Origin of the sequence: Burkholderia sp. AU15512, from assembly GCF_002223325.1 — a bacterium.
Classification (GTDB): Bacteria; Pseudomonadota; Gammaproteobacteria; order Burkholderiales; family Burkholderiaceae; genus Burkholderia.
This window is the reverse complement of the sequence record NZ_NKEX01000006.1, coordinates 53,241-69,880: the sequence shown is the minus strand read 5'-3', so window position 1 is coordinate 69,880 and position 16,640 is coordinate 53,241. Positions and strand designations below refer to the sequence as shown.

At 64.2% G+C, this 16,640-nt stretch carries 14 protein-coding genes; 11 read left to right on the top strand and 3 right to left on the bottom strand.

Annotated features, from left to right (window positions below; all coding sequences use genetic code 11):
* Positions 1-130: 130 nt before the first annotated feature.
* Positions 131-2,314: a TonB-dependent siderophore receptor gene (locus CFB43_RS19650; protein ID WP_089496223.1), complete on the top strand. Its 2,184-nt coding sequence runs from the start codon at positions 131-133 to the stop codon at positions 2,312-2,314.
* Between the two features lie 7 nt (positions 2,315-2,321).
* Complete coding sequence (locus tag CFB43_RS19645; protein ID WP_226202107.1) at positions 2,322-3,791, top strand: multidrug effflux MFS transporter; 1,470 nt, start codon at positions 2,322-2,324, stop codon at positions 3,789-3,791.
* A 33-nt stretch (positions 3,792-3,824) separates the two neighbouring features.
* Here CFB43_RS19645 and CFB43_RS19640 read toward each other — a convergent pair whose 3' ends face one another.
* Positions 3,825-4,700 carry a LysR family transcriptional regulator gene (locus CFB43_RS19640; RefSeq protein ID WP_089496221.1) on the bottom strand — a complete coding sequence of 292 codons (876 nt, stop codon included), beginning with the start codon at positions 4,698-4,700 and terminating at the stop codon, positions 3,825-3,827.
* A gap of 218 nt (positions 4,701-4,918) precedes the next feature.
* Here CFB43_RS19640 and CFB43_RS19635 point away from each other — a divergent pair, with 218 nt between their 5' ends.
* The 5 genes from CFB43_RS19635 (at position 4,919) to CFB43_RS19615 (ending at position 9,832) form a co-directional block, all read left to right on the top strand.
* A complete protein-coding gene (locus CFB43_RS19635) occupies positions 4,919-6,754 on the top strand; it encodes a thiamine pyrophosphate-binding protein (RefSeq protein WP_089496220.1) in 1,836 nt (611 codons plus the stop codon).
* Complete coding sequence (locus tag CFB43_RS19630) at positions 6,754-7,230, top strand: cupin domain-containing protein (RefSeq protein WP_089496219.1); 477 nt, start codon at positions 6,754-6,756, stop codon at positions 7,228-7,230. The genes CFB43_RS19635 and CFB43_RS19630 overlap by 1 nt, the downstream gene beginning before the upstream one ends.
* A 17-nt stretch (positions 7,231-7,247) precedes the next feature.
* Positions 7,248-7,538 carry a putative quinol monooxygenase gene (locus CFB43_RS19625; RefSeq protein ID WP_089496218.1) on the top strand — a complete coding sequence of 97 codons (291 nt, stop codon included), beginning with the start codon at positions 7,248-7,250 and terminating at the stop codon, positions 7,536-7,538.
* A 149-nt stretch (positions 7,539-7,687) separates the two neighbouring features.
* A complete protein-coding gene (locus CFB43_RS19620; RefSeq protein ID WP_089496217.1) occupies positions 7,688-9,355 on the top strand; it encodes an MFS transporter in 1,668 nt (555 codons plus the stop codon).
* Positions 9,356-9,412: 57 nt separating this feature from the next.
* Positions 9,413-9,832: a DoxX family protein gene (locus tag CFB43_RS19615; protein WP_089496216.1), complete on the top strand. Its 420-nt coding sequence runs from the start codon at positions 9,413-9,415 to the stop codon at positions 9,830-9,832.
* Between the two features lie 23 nt (positions 9,833-9,855).
* On the opposite strand, the gene CFB43_RS19610 is transcribed toward CFB43_RS19615, so the two are convergent.
* Both CFB43_RS19610 and CFB43_RS19600 read right to left on the bottom strand, forming a co-directional pair.
* Positions 9,856-11,778, bottom strand: coding sequence for an SMP-30/gluconolactonase/LRE family protein (locus CFB43_RS19610; protein WP_089496215.1), 1,923 nt, complete (start codon positions 11,776-11,778; stop codon positions 9,856-9,858).
* 649 nt (positions 11,779-12,427) lie between these two features.
* A complete protein-coding gene (locus tag CFB43_RS19600; RefSeq protein WP_089496214.1) occupies positions 12,428-13,621 on the bottom strand; it encodes a porin in 1,194 nt (397 codons plus the stop codon).
* A gap of 306 nt (positions 13,622-13,927) precedes the next feature.
* On the opposite strand from CFB43_RS19600, the gene CFB43_RS19590 reads away from it, so the two are divergent.
* The 4 genes from CFB43_RS19590 to CFB43_RS19575 all read left to right on the top strand — a co-directional run bounded on the left by CFB43_RS19590 (position 13,928) and on the right by CFB43_RS19575 (position 16,627).
* Positions 13,928-14,560 carry a LysE family translocator gene (locus tag CFB43_RS19590; protein ID WP_089496212.1) on the top strand — a complete coding sequence of 211 codons (633 nt, stop codon included), beginning with the start codon at positions 13,928-13,930 and terminating at the stop codon, positions 14,558-14,560.
* A 12-nt stretch (positions 14,561-14,572) separates the two neighbouring features.
* Complete coding sequence (locus CFB43_RS19585) at positions 14,573-15,106, top strand: GNAT family N-acetyltransferase (protein WP_089498074.1); 534 nt, start codon at positions 14,573-14,575, stop codon at positions 15,104-15,106.
* 112 nt (positions 15,107-15,218) lie between these two features.
* Positions 15,219-15,953 carry a metallophosphoesterase family protein gene (locus CFB43_RS19580; protein ID WP_089496211.1) on the top strand — a complete coding sequence of 245 codons (735 nt, stop codon included), beginning with the start codon at positions 15,219-15,221 and terminating at the stop codon, positions 15,951-15,953.
* Positions 15,954-16,015: 62 nt separating this feature from the next.
* Positions 16,016-16,627, top strand: a complete 612-nt coding sequence (locus CFB43_RS19575) for an alpha/beta fold hydrolase (RefSeq protein ID WP_089496210.1) — start codon at positions 16,016-16,018, stop codon at positions 16,625-16,627.
* Positions 16,628-16,640: the final 13 nt, after the last annotated feature.

The window sequence follows — 16,640 nt, the reverse complement described above, 5'->3', positions numbered from 1 at the left end:
GGTCCCTGCGGCGCAGACCATCTCATTACAATTGCAAATGATTCTCATTACATATATTATTCGCGTCCTGGTCATGGCGAAACGCCGCGGCCCGCGCCCCGATCCTTAGCACTCCGTCCTGCATCGATTCATGCCATCCCGCCGAACACCCCGCCGTGCCCGGACCCTGCGTCCGTGGCGCACGAGCCTGCCTGCCCTGATCACCCTGTGCGTCGCGAGCGGCACGCATGCGTCCGCCGCCGAACGCGCTGACGCCGAACCCGTCGCGGCCGCCGCCACACCCGCGCCGCCGGCCGCGCGCGAACTCCCGGCGATCAGCGTCAGCGCATCGGCAACCGCCGATCCGACGGTCGGCTATCAGCCGCGCACCACGAGCATCGCGGGCGGCGACAACCGTTCGATCAAGGAGATTCCGCAATCGGTCGCGGTGGTCAGCAGCAGCGTGATGCAGGACCAGCAGGCGCGCACGCTCGACGACGTGCTCGGCAACATCAGCGGCGTCACGCAAACGAACACGCTCGGCGGCACGCGCGACGCGTTCATCAAGCGCGGCTTCGGGTCGAACAACGACGGCTCCGTGCTCGTCGACGGCGTGCGCACGCCGGTGCTGCACAGCTATCTGGCGACGATCGACCGCGTCGAAGTGCTGAAAGGCCCGGCCTCGCTGCTCTACGGGATGCAGGATCCCGGCGGCGTGATCAACCTCGTCACGCGCAAGCCGGAAGACACCTTCGGCGGGTCGATCTCGGCCTCGCGCACGAGCCACGGCGGCAGCAGCGCGACGTTCGATCTCACGGGCCCAGTCGGCCACCCGGGCCAGGTCGCGGGCGGCACGCTCGCGTTCCGGCTGACCGGCCAGTACGACACGAGCCGCTACTGGCGCAGCTTCGGCCGCCAGCGCGACGCGCTGATCGCGCCCGCGCTGTCGTGGCACGACGCGAACACGTCGATCGACGTCAGCTACCAATACGTCGACTACACGACGCCGTTCGATCGCGGCACGGTGCTCGTGAACGGCCAGCTCGACGATGCGTTGCGCTATCGCCGCTACGAGGAAGCGTGGTCGCAGAGCGCCGGCATCCAGGAAACGCTGCGTGCGCGCGTCGAGCACCGCTTCTCCGATGCGTGGCGCGTGCGTGCAACCTACGGCTGGGGCCGCGATCGTTACGATCAATACATTACCCGCGCCACCGCGTTCAACAGCACCACCGGCGCACTGACGCGCTCGTCCGATGCGAACCTCGGGCGCAACGATTCCGACCAGATCGCGACGCTCGGCCTGCTCGGCAACGTGACGCTCGCCGGCATGAATCACGCGATCTACATCGGCGGCGAATACGAGCGGCAGCGCAGCTTCCGCGGCGACACGATCCGCGGCAAGGCGACGAAGGGCTTCAATCTCTACGATCCCGTGTACGACCTGCTCGCACCGGGCGGCACGCCCAACCCGAAGCAGAGCGATTCGCGCTCGCTGGTGCATGCGTATTCGACGATCGTGCAGGACACGGTGAAGCTCACCGACCGGCTCACCGCGGTAGGCGGGCTGCGTTGGGAAAACTGGCAGCAGGAATCGGGGAAGGGGCGGCCGTTCGTGTTCGCCGACCGCTCGCGCGGCAGCGTGTGGCTGCCGCAGTTCGGGCTCGCCTATGCGCTCACGCCGGCGTTGACCGCCTACGCGAACGTGAGCCGCTCGTTCAAGCCGAACGTCGCCACGAACGTCGCGGCGCCGCTCGCACCGGAATACGGCCGCGTGCTCGAAGCCGGGCTGAAGTTCAGCCTGAAGCCGGCGATCACCGGTACGCTCGCGGTCTACCAGATCGACAAGCGCAACGTCGCGGTCACGGTCGGCGATCTGACGTCGACGATCGGCACCGCGCGCTCGCGCGGGATCGAGCTCGACGTCGCGGGGCAGATCACGCGCCACCTGAGCGTGATCGGCAGCTATGCATACACGAATGCGACCGATCGCGACAGCAACACGCCGCTAACCAACGTTGCGCGCCATACGGGCAGCCTCTTCGCGGTTTACGACACGGCGATCGCTAACCTGCCCGGCCGCTGGCGCTTCGGCGGCGGCGCACGTCTGGTCGGTGCGCGCTCCGGCGACACCGCGAACAGCTTCACGCTGCCCGGCTACGTGACCGTCGACGCATTCGCGGCCTACGAAACGACGATCGGCAAGTTCCCGACGCGCTTCCAGCTCAACGTGAAGAATCTGCTCGACAAGACCTACTACCCGTCGAGCAACAACAACCTGATCATCGCGGTCGGCGAGCCGCGGCTCGTCACGCTGACGACGACGGTGTCGTTTTGAGGGGCTGATGGGCGCGTGGGTCGCAAACCGCGACCCACGCGCAAACCCCGCATCGATGCTCCGCGCTCGCTACGCGGCGGCTCTGCTCCCTTCTCTGCGCAACATCCGCGGCATCAATCCCGGTGCCCCGCAAAAATGCATCCTAGCGATGCAATTCCATCCGATCCCGAACCGCATCGTACGCCGTATGATCGCCCCGGCCTTTTCTCGAGGCTGCCCGTACGCGTCGTCATCTCCATTCGTTCACGCGTTCCGCCACACCAACCCAGCGAATATGTCTCACTTCTCACTCATACTCGTCGTCTCCATGTTGAGCGCCTTCGGCCTGATCGCGTCCGACGTCTATTTGCCCGCGATGCCGTCGATGGCTCATGAATTTTCAATCGGTGCATGGCAGATGCCGCAGACGGTATCGGCCTACCTGATCGCGCTCGCCTGCGCCCAACTGGTCTATGGCCCCCTCTCCGATCGATGGGGACGCAAACCCGTGCTGACTGTCGGAATCCTTCTCTACATTCTCGGCTCGATCGGCTGCGCAAATGCCGGCGGCTTTGAAAGCTTTCTCGGATGGCGCGTGCTCGAAGCCCTCGGCGCGGCGTCCGGTCTCGTCATCGGCCGCGCTATCATCGCCGACACCTGCGACAAGAAGGAATCCGCCAAGGTCTATAGCATCGTGTATCCGCTCGTCTCGCTGTCTCCAGCGATCGCCCCGGCAATCGGCGGCTATCTGGCAGCCTGGTTCGGGTGGCGAAGCGACTTCATCTTCGTCGCCGGATTTGGCCTAGTCTCGCTCATGCTGGCACAGCTTCTTCTGAAAGAAACGCGGCCGCCCGTCACACCGGGACAACAGAGCACAGTGCCGCTGGCCGGCTTTTCCAGCGTGCTCAGGGATCGAACGTTCATCCGATATACGCTCGTCGTCTGTGCGATCTATTGCGCGTGGTTCGTCTACCTGACGCAGTCGCCGTTCATCTTCTCCGGCCTGGGCCTGTCGGAACAGCAAAGCGGCTGGCTCTATCTGCCGCTTACCGCCGGCATCATTTCCGCCAACATGATCTCGCGGCGGATGCTCGATCGGATGTCCTACGACTCGATCGTCGTGGCCGGTGTGTGCTGCTTCGTTGCCGGAGGAATTGCGTTCGCCCTGTGCGAGTCATGGCATTTCAAAAGCGTCGTCGCGATCGTGATACCGATGTTTCTCGTCAGTCTGTCAAACGGATCGTCGCTGTCGCTGGCCGTGTCGGGCGCCATCGCTAGCGAACATGGGCGCGCCGCCACGGCGTCCGGACTGGTCGGTTTCTTCCAGATCGGAAGTGCCTCGCTCGCGGCCACAGTTTCCAGCGGCCTGCTCGGTACCGGCAGCCACGTGCTTGCGACGGCCATTCCGTTCTTCGCGATCGTCGCCGCAGTCGCGATCGTGCCCCGCTGGTACGCCGCTCGGCGCGCGCTTGCAACGCGCAAGACCCTGCCGCATTAACCAGCGCCCCCGGTATCGGCGAGATCCCGGCTGCTACCGAAAGCGGTCGAACGAAGCAGCGATCTCGTCGGTGACTGCTCGAACGCGGGCGGTCCGGTTCAGGTCCGTATGCGACACAAGCCAGACCTGATACGGCGTGGTTCGAGTCCGGTGGGACCAGATGCGTACGAGCGAATCGTCCTCGTGCGCCATATACACCGGAAGTTCGCCTATTCCGATGCCCGACCGGATCGATGTCGCCAGCATCAAGCTCGAACTCACTTGCGCGACGACGCGCCCTCGATCCATCGGCTCGCCGCACAGCGAGTGTCCCTGGTTGGACGTGATGGAGGGCTGGTAGATGACCAGATCATGACCTTCGAAAGCGGATCCGATCTCGGGGGCGCCACGTCCATCCAGATACTCGCGGCTCGCGAACAGCCCAACCTCCCACTCGGCCAGCCTCCGCCGAACAAGATCGGGATTTTCCGGCATCACGGTTCGAATCGCGAGGTCGGCATCGCGTCGCGTCAAATTGAGCACCTGCACGGAAGTCGTCAGGACGACGTGTATTCCGGGACATTTCCGCCGTAACGCGCGTATCGCGGGAACGACAAAATCCATCGCCAGGGAATCGGTTGTCGTCACCCGAACCTCCCCTTCGAGCCGGTCGTCCGAGCCATGTGCTCGACGCTCGAATTCGCACGCCGCTCGCTCCATCTCTTGCGCTGCCTGCAGCGAATGCTCGCCGATCTGCGTCACGACATAGCCGGACGATGTCTTGAGAAAGAGCTTCGCACCCAGCGCCTTCTCCAGTGCCATCAGCCGCCGCCCCACGGTTGCCTGATCGACATCCAGAACGACGGCAGCCTCGCGCAGCGTCCCGGCGCGATGAACCGCCAAAAAGACGCGGGCATCGTCCCAATTCATGAATAACCTTCTCTCTCGTCAAAGCAGTTTTGCATTCTTCGGATGCAATTATACAAGTTGAGCCAATACTCTCCAACAGAGATAATCAGGCCCCCGTACCAAACGGTATATCGCAGTGTTCCGGCAGTCGCGATTTCCCTCCCCATACCGAGGGTTAGAAAAAAAAAGCCGGCGTATTCGACTCGCTAGATCGTTGTAAATCAAAAAAGCATAAAAAGATGGAAAAGGCAACTCACATTCCGGCCCGATACGACGTTTCGGGAAGCGTTATGAACCTCCTCCGGTCGCTGCACATCGACCACATTTTTCTGGTCCCCGGAAAGATGGTTTATCCGTTGCTTGACGCGATAGACAAGACGCCGGAAATGCGTGGCATCGTTGCCGCGCACGAGACCGGCAGTGCTTTCATGGCCGATGGCTACGCGAGAGCAAGTCGCAAATTCGGCGTGTGTCTCGCCATTTCCGGACCCGGCACGATGAATCTCGTTCCCGGCATGGCGGCTGCCCTCGCCGACCGGATCCCGGTTCTCTATCTCGCCGGCGGCATATCGTCGAATGCCGAGGGAAAAGGTGCTTTCCAGGACGGTACGCTGGGAGGAATTGCCGAAAGCAGCGTCGTACAAAATCTCGTGGACGACGTTGTTGAGCTGAAAAACAAGCACAATCTGCTGGCCGAAATGCGTCGCGCTACTGACGGTCTGAACTGGATGCGCCGCGCCCGTTCATTCATCAGCATCCCGCTGGACGTTCAGCAGCAACCTGCGCCGGCCCCTAACGAGCGCATGCAGCGTCCGTACGCACAAAGTATCGTGGATACGAACCATGTCCCGGCCAACCCGATCGCAGTGCAAGCGCTTTGCAAGCAATATCTCTTTCAGGAAAAGAAGGTCGCATTTCTCGTCGGTGGCCGCGGAAACGATCCAGAGACGGCCCGGGTTCTGCTCAAGGTTGCCGAGTGCTTCAATATTCCGGTTGCGACAACCTTATCCGGAAAAGGCGCCTTTCCGGAACGGCACCCTCTCGCGTTGGGTGTCTATGGATTCTCGGGACACACACGAGCAATACAACTGATCAATTCCGCCGATCTCGATGCGCTCGTCGTTCTCGGCTGCGATCTCAATCAACGCGATAGTCTGAACTGGAGCGACAAGCTGAGCGCCGGCAAGGAACTCATCATTTTCGACGATAGCTTCAATGCGCCGGCAACCGGTCACGTTCCGAGCCGAAGCATTTTCTCCGGCATTACCGCGACCCTCCGTATGCTTGCGCATATGCCGACAGGCGCAACCCGGGAATTCGACAAAGCATTCGCTCATCGGGATGAGTGGCTCGAGCGCGTGAAGCCGGTTCCGCTTTACGATCATCGATTCGAGCCGACCTCGATCGGAAGCGCATCCGATTCGCTTTCCCTCTATCCGGGTGACGTCGTCCGAAGTCTCAGCAACCTCGTGCCCGAGGACACCAACGTTGTCGTCGATTCAGGTGCGCATCGAATCTTCATGGCGCACTACTGGCTCTCGTCCGGCCTCGGAAACTACTTCTCGTCGAGCGCGCTGGCTCCGATGGGCTGGGCAGTCGCAGCCGGAATAGGCGTCAGACTCGGCGCGCCGCACCGTCCCTGTCTCGTGGTGACCGGGGACGGCTGCATGCTGATGCACGGCATGGAGATGCAAACCGCTGCCCGGTACGGCATCAAGGTGATCTTTATCGTCCTGAACAACGCCGCTCACGGCGCGATTCATATCGACGCCATCACCAAGCGGACCGTCGCGGAGCAATTCAGCAAGTTGCCTCGCCACGACTGGACACGGTTCGCCCAATCGGTGGGCGTCCCGGCACGTCAGGTCGATAGCCTAGTCGATCTCGAACAGGCCGTCGGCGACGCATTGGCATGCGACGGTCCATTCGTCATCGAAGTGGCCGTCGGCGTCTTCCCGTCGCCAAACCGCTACTACGCCGAATCCTCGACGGCAATATCAGTGAAACACGCTCCTGCCGACGCGTTCGACGCTCCGTATACAACGGCAATGGACACACCCGAGTGCATCGACTGATGTTGAAAGAACTGGACCGATACGCGACGTTGAAAAGAATGACCCATCCGAAGTGGCCTGCCTGTCTCGGGGCAGTTGCGATCACCGCCTTGTCGATCGCTTCAGGCGCGCGAGCGTCCGAAGGAGGCGTAGAGGTCACGTCGCTTGCGCATACGTCGCAATCCTGGGATGGCGCCGACTACACACGCTATCCGGAGGGTACGCCGCTGCTCGACGTGCAATATGTGCGGATCCCGGCTCACACGATGCTTCCCTGGCACAGCCACGGTGTCGTCAATGCCGTCTATCTGCTGAGCGGCCGCCTCACCGTGGAGAAAAAGAACGGTGAATCCCGGACGACGTTTACCTCGGGACAGGTGATCGCCGACACCGTCGGAACGATTCACCACGGCTACACGACAGACGAACCAGCCGAGATGGTTGTGTTCTTCGCCGGCGCCAAGGGCCAGCCGTTGCGCACGCTGGAAGCAAACTGAATCACCAAACATAAAACATGTCTGAAATCGTTGTCACCGCCATCAACGTAGCGAAACCAGGAAAGGAAGCCGCACTTGAAGCACTGCTGCGCGGCCTCCTCGCCCCGACCGAAGGCGATCCGGGCATGATCCGCTACGAGCTAAGTCGCGATCTGCGCGACCCGCGCACCTTCGTCTTCCACGAGATTTGGGAGAGCCAAGAGGCGCTCGACGCTCACCTGAATACGCGTCACATTGCCGCCTATCGCGCGCTTTCCCCCGAGCTCGTCGAGCGCAAGGAATTGCTTATCACGAGAAAGGTTCAGTAACGCATCGAGATACGCGACGGGAAGCCGACGCCGGAGACGACTCGGCTTCCTTACCTCAGCTGTCGCGCCCATCATATCGCCTCTCCCTCCCCGATCTTCATCGCGTCTATCCGCCAGCCCGGATCGCGACCGATTCGAGTCCAAGCACCATGCAACCCCCAGTCAAAGCGCCGGCTACCGGCGGCGCGCCCTCGCTTCTTGCCGACGAACCGCGCTCCCCCGCCCCCACGCCATGCCCATCATCACGCCCGTTCGGTCAATCGCTGGCGGCGATGACAGGCATCGGGATCGTCAATATGCTGGTCGCGCTCGATCAAACGACCGTCAGTACGGCATTGCCGCAGATCGTCGCGACCTTGGGCGGCTTCGAGTGGTACACCTGGATCGCGACCGCGTATCTGTTGACGTCTCTGATTACCGTACCGGTTTTCGGTCGGCTCGGCGACTACTACGGACGCAAACCGTTCGTAGTCGGGGCAGTCGCGACTTTTACCGTGGCCTCGGTTTCATGCGCATCCGCCCCGAATATGGCTACGCTCGTCGCCGCGCGCGCGCTTCAAGGTATCGGCGCGGGAATGATGACGGGAACCGCGTTCGCGTCCATACCGGACCTGTTTCCCGCGCCGCTGGAGCGCGCTCGATGGCAGGTAGTACTCGCCGCGGCCTATGGCATCGGCACGGCCGCGGGGCCATCCCTCGGAGGTTGGCTAACCGATCGATACGGTTGGCGCTCGACGTTCCTGATCAATCTGCCGGTAGGCGTCGCCGCGCTCTACTTCACACAGCGCTATCTTCCGCGCGTCGCTCCGGCATCGGGAACACGGATCCGCATCGACATCGCCGGCGCGCTGACGCTTTCCTTGTTACTTGCATGCCTGTTGTTCGTATTCGGTAACGAGCTTGACGACATGTCGATGCAACTCCGTTGCGCTGCTATCGCGAGCTTGCCGGTTCTGGTCACATTGTTCGTCCGTTGTGAACGGCGCGCAACCGTACCTCTGGTACCCCTCGAACTGCTGGGCGACCGACGCATCGTGACGTTGCTCGGACTATCCTTTCTGACGGGCGCAGTCATGTTCTCGGCGATCTTCTACGCGCCGCTGCTGCTCCAGAGCGGCTTCGGGCTTTCGGCCACGGCAGCAGGCCAGCTATCGACGCCGCTCGCCGGATCGATCGCGATCGGCAGCCTGCTCAATACGGCCATCGTCACGCGCGTCGAGCGTCCTGCGATCATCGTGCTCGCTGGCTTCTCGATGCTCGTGCTGGCCTGCTATGGCTTGTCATGCGTCGCGCTGACGAACATGCATGCGCTTCTGATCATTTCGTTGTCCGGGGCGGGCGTCGGATTGGGGCTCATCCTCAATAACGTCAATATTTTCACGCAGGAGATCGCGGGGAAGACGCGCGTCGGTATCGCGACATCACTCATCCAGTCCACCCGGATGATCGGCGGAATGGTGGGGCTGTCCGCGCTCGGCGCCTGGGTATCGGCACACTACAAGGCCGGTACGGCCCAGATATTGAACGCGTTGGGTGTGAGCACGCTCGGCGGACACCTGAACAGCCTGCTGGAAGATCCCCAACTGCTCATCGACCCGAAGAAACAGTCCGCCGTCATCGAATCGCTGGCGGGCACGCCGTTCAACGGCCAGCACATCATCGACGTCTTGCGCGGCGCCTTCAGCGGCGTCCTGCACACAGGGTTCCAACTGGCCGCTGGGGCCGCCTTCATTGCCCTTCTGGCCGCATTGACCATCCTCGAGATCCGTTTCAGCGTGGGGCAGAAGGACGACAGCGCGCGTCACAACGCCACCTGAAATCTTCGCGGCCGGCTCGCCCTGCGCGCGTGCCGGTCGCTCAAACTCTCTCAAGCCATGACAATCCGCCCACTCCTGTCAAACACACTTCATGATTTCCTGCTGTTGATCGCTCGCGTGCTGATCATCTCGCTCTATTTGAAAATCGGAATTCCGAAGCTACTCGACTTCGGAGGTGCAGTCGCCTACATGACTCGCATCGACGCCCCGTTGCCGATGCTGTCTGCTGTGATCCTGATCGCAATGGACGTCGTGGTAGCGATTGCGATTCTGATCGGCTTCCATACACGCCCGCTCGCGCTGCTGCTCGCCCTCTATACGCTCGGCGCCGCGATTATCGGGCATCCGTTCTGGGTAATCGACGGCCCTCGACAGATGACCGACATGATTCATTTCTACAAGAATCTGTCGATCATGGGCGGCCTTCTCGCGCTCTACTCGGCGGGCCCGGGACGATTTTCGATTGACCGTGGCTGAGCCGAGCGGCACGGCCCACGCGCTCACGGATGCCAGCGATACACGATCATGCTGGTGCCGTTGTAGTTGTCCTTCGTGATCACGTATTCGCCGGTCGAGCGCAGATACGCGCGGATCCCGTACATCGAATCGACGTCGTTGCCGACGTCCATCGCCGACGTATTCGAGTTGGTCAGCGTCGTCACGAGCGCGCCGGTGTTGAGATCGAACACGTCGACGTTCGGCACCGTGTGCACGTAGCCGACGAACAGGTAGTGGCCGGCCGCCGCGATCGATTTCGGGTTCGCGCTGGTCAGGTTGATCACCGGGTTCGGCGCGGTCGTGTTGCCGTTCTTCCAGCCGTGATAGACCTCGATGTGCCCGTTCATCGCGGTCCAGTCCCAGTTGTTCGCGAGGCCCTGCGCGAGGATCATCGTGTCGCTGTCCGCCTGGTAGACGATGCGCGTCGTCGGCGCCACGGTGCTCGGCACGGGCGTCGTCACCGGCTTGCCCCACGACGGCTTGCCGGTCGCATCGAAGCCCGTCATCGGGTAGCGGGTAATCGCGTTGGTGCCGTTCAGCCCGGCCCACACGTCGCCGTTGCCGTCGATGTCGAAACCGGTCGTGACCTGCAACGTCGTGTTGAAAGGCTTGCCCGGCAGCGAGCCGGCCGGATTCGCGATATAGCCGGTCGCCGGCGTGAAGTAATAGAAATTGAAGTTGCCGGGGTTCTGGCCCGACGCGACGAGAATCCGGTTGCCGCCCACCATCACGAGCTGGCCGAAATGCTGGCCGCGCTGGTAGTCGTTCATGTCGAGGCGCGGGTCCTTCGGATAGGTGAACGGGTCGACCGTGTTCGCGACGAACGTGCCGCCCGCCGAGCCCGTATACACGTTGTTGCCGCTGTAGAAGAACGCGCCGTCGGTCGACGGGTCGGGCGCGGCGATCGCCTCGAAGTTCAGCGCCTGCAGCTTCCATTGCAGCGCGCCCGTCGGGCTGTACGAATGAAGATCGGTGCTGCCGTTGCGCCCGAGATCCCAGCCGCCGCCCCACGCGTTGTTGAGCACGTACAGGTTGCCGCCCGAATCCTTGCCGATGCCGACCACGCGCGTGAAGCGCTTGTCGCCGACCTGCCCCTTGATGCCCGAGGTCGTGTCGAGATAGCCGCCCTGCACGCCGAACGTGCCGACCTGCTGCGGCAACCCGGCGAGGCTGTAGAGCTTGATGTTCATGTCCGGGCCCTGGTCGCCCACCAGCAACTGCCCCGTCGACGCATCGAAATACAGCGCCGACGGCCGCGCGCCGGCCGCCATCTGGATCGTGTTCATCAGCGTGCCGGCGGCGCTGTACTGCACGACCACGCCCGCGCTCATGCGCGCGACCCACAGGTTGCCCGCCGCATCGAGCGCCAGCGCGCCGGGCCCGGTCACGCCGATGTCGCGCTGCCAGACGCCGTCGGTCGTATAGACGCGCACGCGGTTGCCGTAGAAATCGCTCGCGTACAGCAGGTTGCCGGCCGTCGCGAGGCCGGTGATCACGTCCGGGTTCGGGAGGCCCGTCCACGTGCTGACCGGGATACGCAGGTCGCGTTTGTTCGTACTGCGATCGTAGCGGCCGACGGAGCCGCTGCCGAAGTTGCGGTTGTAGCCGAGCGCGACGAAGATCGACGTCGCGTTGCCGGTAATCGCGCCGCCCTGGAATTCGTCGTGGATACCGATCGTGCCCAACGTCTGGCCATTCTGGTAGAGCGCGACGCCGCCCGCGTTCTCGTCCCAGCGCGACGACGTATAGATCACGCCCTCGGGCGCGACCCACATCGAGCGCGCGGCATTGCCGACGTGCTGGGCCAGCGTGCCGTACGTGTTCGCGAGCCAGTCGGTCGAGTATTGCACCTGCGCGTGACTCGCCGGCGCCAGCATTGCCATGCACATTCCCAGCAACGCCGCCCGAATTTGTTTCATTGACATGAATAATGCTCCCGAACGTTCAATGGTCGACACTGTAAATCTCGGCACGTGAAATATTGGTGATTCCGGCTAAAGCACATTCGCCGCCCTCCCGAATTATTCACTCCGTTCTTTTTGCCGTCCGGCGCTTTTCCGTCAACGATGGTCAAACCCGCACACCGCGCCGCAGCAGCTTGCCGGGCGCACGGTTTCGGCGCTTTTTCCCCGGCATTTTCTTCCGGCTCACTCAATAAGAATGCGTCATTTTTTCTGAAATACCCGCATGGCCTTTTTCATTCCCCGGAAATGGGCCAAATGATTACAAATCGAAATTGAAATGAAAGAGAAAAAATAATACCCGATGCAATCGCGTCGTCGCGATTCGGCACGGCGGCATGCGGCGGGGGGAAGGGGGAGGAAAGCGGAATACGGTGGAGCAAACCAAACAACCGCGCGCCGGCCATGCCGGCACGCGGCCGCGATCGTTCAGTTCGCGTCATCGAGCGTCGGGCCGGCCCAGCCGTCGAGGCATTTCGGCAGCGCGTCGACGACGTCGATCACGCGGTGCCGGGCCGGTAGTCCGGGAAAGGCGGCGACAGGTCAGGAGCCTGCATGCAACGTCGCCGGCATCGTCTGCGGGCAACGTTGCGTCCGCAACGATCGCTTTACGTCAGAACTTCTGGCGCAGGCCGAGGCTGACGATGGCCTGCGAGCGCGAATCGGACGAGTGGCCGTTCGCCTTGTCCGACACCGACGCGGTCGCGGCCACCGGGTGGCCGAGCGCGTCGAGCGTCATGCCCGATGCATGCTGGTACGCGCCGAGCAGGTACACGCTGGTGCGCTTCGACAGGTCGTAGACGGCGCCGAGCGTGACGTTGTGATACTGCGCGCGGTCGTCCACGCCGTCGACATCGCTGCCGCGCGTGTAGCTGTAGCCTGCGAACAGTTGCGTCTGCGGGCGCACGTTCCAGCGCGTGAACACGCCGGCGACGTTGAACGTCGCGTGGCCCGTGAACAGCGACTGACCGCCGCTGCGGTACTGCACGTTGCTGTAGTTCACGCCGACGACGGCCGGCCCGAAGTCATACGTCGCGCCGGTCGCGATGATCTGCTGCGATTGCGCGCTCGCATAGCCTTCGTTGATCGACGAGTTGAACAGCCCGTCGTCGGTGCTCTGCCACTTGCCGGCCGTCGGGTCGGTCGCACCCGTCTTGCTGTTGTCCGACCGCTCGTAACCGACGCCGACGCGCAGCGGGCCCGCCGCGTACGCCGCGCCGACGCTCCACGTATTGCGCTGCTTCATGCTGCCCGGCTGGCTGCCGAAGCCGTACAGCGCGCCGAACGTGAAGCCCGAGTAGTTGGCGCTCGTGTATTTGATCGAGCTGTCGACCCGCGCGGTCTGGTCGAGGTCGTCGATGTCGCCGGGGTGCGCGCCAAAGCCGCCGATGAACGACGACGGGCCGACCGGGCTCACGAAGTCGTCGAGCGACGTGTACTGGCGGCCGAGCGTGACCGTGCCGTAGCGGTCGCTGCCGAGGCCGACGAACGCCTGGCGGCCGAACTGGCGGCCACCCTGCCCCGACGTGCCGTTCGTGATGTCGAAGCCGTTCTCGAGGACGAACAGCGCGCGCATCCCGCCGCCGAGATCCTCGGAACCCTTGATCCCCCAGCGGCTGCCGGACAGGTTGCCGGTCGTGAGCCCGACGCTCGAATGGCCGGTGTACGCGCCCGCGGAGCCGACCCGCTCGTTGCTGCGATAGGTGACGCCCGCATCGACGATGCCGTACAGCGTGACGGAGCTTTGCGCGGCGGCGATGCCCGCGAGCGAGAGCAGCAGCGGGGCTGCGATCAGTTGCTTGTTCATGATTGTCGTGTCTCCGGGCGTTGAACCCGTTGTTCTGGCTGTCAGTTGCGAGTAGCGCGCGGGCGACGGGATGTGCCGGCGGTGCGAGGCCGGCCGCGTCCGCGCGCGACGACGCGGCGGGCATGCCCACTGCGGCCGCCATGGTAGTTGGAACCGGTTCCCGTCGAAAGCACAATAATGAAAACAGTTTCTTGCCAAAATCGAGATAGTCGGGCGGGCGACCTTGTGCGCAGCACGCCGCACCTGTACAGCCCGGGCGGGCGCAACCGATAATCGAACGCGCCGCCATCCATCGGGAGTCCCTTCATGCATGAAACGACCCTGCTGATCTTCGCCGCCGTCGCGTTCGTCGGTATCGCGACACCCGGCCCGACCGTGCTGCTCGCGCTGACCAACGGCTCGCGTTACGGTGTGCGCCGCGCGGCCTACGGCTTCGCGGGCGCGATGCTGTCCGACTTCGTGCTGATCGTCGCGGTCGCGCTGGGACTCGGCGCGCTGCTGATGGCGTCGGCGTTCTGGTTCTCGGTGGTGAAGTGGCTCGGCGCCGCGTATCTCGCGTACGTCGGCATCCGGCTGCTGATGTCGAAGGGCTCGCTCGACGTCGCCGCCGCGCACGGCGGCGACACATCTGGGCGCAACGCGTCGATCTTCGCGAAGAGTTTCCTCACGGCGGTGACGAACCCGAAGGGCTATCTGTTCTTCTCCGCCTTCCTGCCGCAGTTCCTCGATCCGTCCGCGCCGCTCGCGCCGCAATACATCGCGCTCGCGGTGACGTTCGCGCTGCTCGACGGGGTCGTGATGTTCGGCTACGCGCTGCTCGGCGCACGCGCGGTGCGGCTGCTGAAGCGCGCGGGGGCGCTGTGGCTCGAACGCACGTGCGGCGCGATGCTGCTCGCGCTCGCCGGGTCGCTGGCGCTGTACCGGCGTCATGCGGCGTAGGCGCGGATGCCGATGAAAATCGCTGCGCCGCCCCGCTCCGGCTTTCCCGGCCTGTCGCTCCGCCAGATCGAACGCACCGACCTCGGCACGTGGTACGCATACCTGACGAACCCCGACGTCTACCGCCACACGAGCTGGAACCTGCGCTCGCCCGACGATCTGCTGCCGCTGTTCGACGCCATCGAATCGACGGACCTCGATTCGATCCGGCGTCTCGCCGTGATCGACGACGCATCGGGCGTGCTCGCCGGGACGATCGGCCTGCATACCGTCTCGACCGTGAACCGCTCGGCGGAGATCGCATACGACCTCGCGCCGTCGCACTGGGGGCGCGGGATCGCGAGCGCGCTGTGTACGTCCGTCACCGAGTGGGCATTCGCCGAGGGCTTCATGCGCATGCAGGCCGTCGTGCTGACCAGCAACGCAGGCTCCGCGCGCGTGCTGCAGAAATGCGGCTACCGCTACGAAGGGCTGTTGCGCGCGTACAAGATGGTGCGCGGCACGCCGGGCGATTTCGCGATGTACGCGCGCCTCGCGACCGACTGACACACCAATCGCGGCGTCACACGCCAAACCGCTCACTGCTTCGCATGCGCACGCCATTGGACGGCCTGCGCCGAATTGGCGACAATCGCCGTTCCCTTCCCGACGACCCACCATGAAAATCGCCGCGCTGTCCGACATCCACGGCAACCTCGCCGCACTCGACGCGGTGCTCGACGACGTCCGCCGCCGCGGCGCCGACGTGATCGTCAATCTCGGCGACATCCTGTCCGGCGCGCGCCATCCGCCCGAAACGGCCGACCGCCTGATCGCGCTCGACCTGCCGACCATCAAGGGCAATCACGAGCGGCAACTGCTCACCGGCGATCGCGCGTCGATGCGGCTGTCGGATCGCTGGGCACATGACACGCTGCGCGCCGATCATCTGGAATGGATCGCCGCGCTGCCCGAACGCATGACGCTCGGCGACGACGTGCTGATGGTGCACGGCACGCCCGACAGCGACCTCGTCTATTTCCTCGAAACGGTCACGCCCGACGGCTGCCGCGCGGCCACGCCCGATGAAATCGCGCGGCGCGCGGGTGACGAACCGGCGTCGCTGATCCTGTGCGGCCACACGCATATCCCGCGGACGGCCAGGCTCGACGACGGCCGGCTGATCGTCAACCCGGGCAGCGTCGGGCTGCAGGCCTACACGGACGACCTGCCGCATCCGCATCGCATCGAGACGGGCTCGCCGCATGCGCGCTACGCGATGGTGTCGCGCACGGCCGCCGGCTGGACCGTCGAATTCCATGCGGTCGAATACGACTGGCACACGGCAGCCGCCACCGCGGCCTCGCGCGGACGCGACGACTGGACCGTCGCGCTGCGCACCGGCCGGTGCTGACGCGCCCGGCTCACGTCGCGCGCCCTTCCGCTTCACTTCACTCACCGGGAAACCGCACCGCCATGCCCGTTCCGTCGCAACTGCTCTTCCTGCCCGGCGCATCGGGCAGCACCGCTTTCTGGCAACCGCTCGCCGGCCTGCTGACGCATCCGGCCGAGCGCCGGATCGTCGGCTACCCGGGCTTCGGCGACACGCCGCGCGATCCGGCCGTCGACGATTTCGACAGCCTCGTGCGTCATGCGCTGGAAACGATCGACCGGCCGACCGCCGTGATCGCGCAATCGATGGGCGGCGTGATCGCGATGCGCGCGGCGCTCGACAAGCCCGAACTGATCACGCACCTCGTGCTGACGGTCACGTCCGGCGGCCTCGACATGGCCGGGCTCGGCGCGCAGGACTGGCGCACCGGTTTCGCGGAAGCGAACCCGCAGCTTCCCGACTGGTTCCTGACGTTCCGTGCCGACCTGTCGCGGGATATCGGCCGCATCGCGCAGCCGACGCTGCTGCTGTGGGGCGACGACGATCCGATCAGCCCCATCGCGGCCGGCCGGCGCCTGCTCGAACGACTGCCCGACGCGCGGCTGCATGTCCTGCATGGCGGCCGGCACGATCTCGCGGCCGTGCATGCACAGACGCTCGCACCGGTCGTCGACGCGCATCTGCAGCGCGTGTGACACCGCACACGGC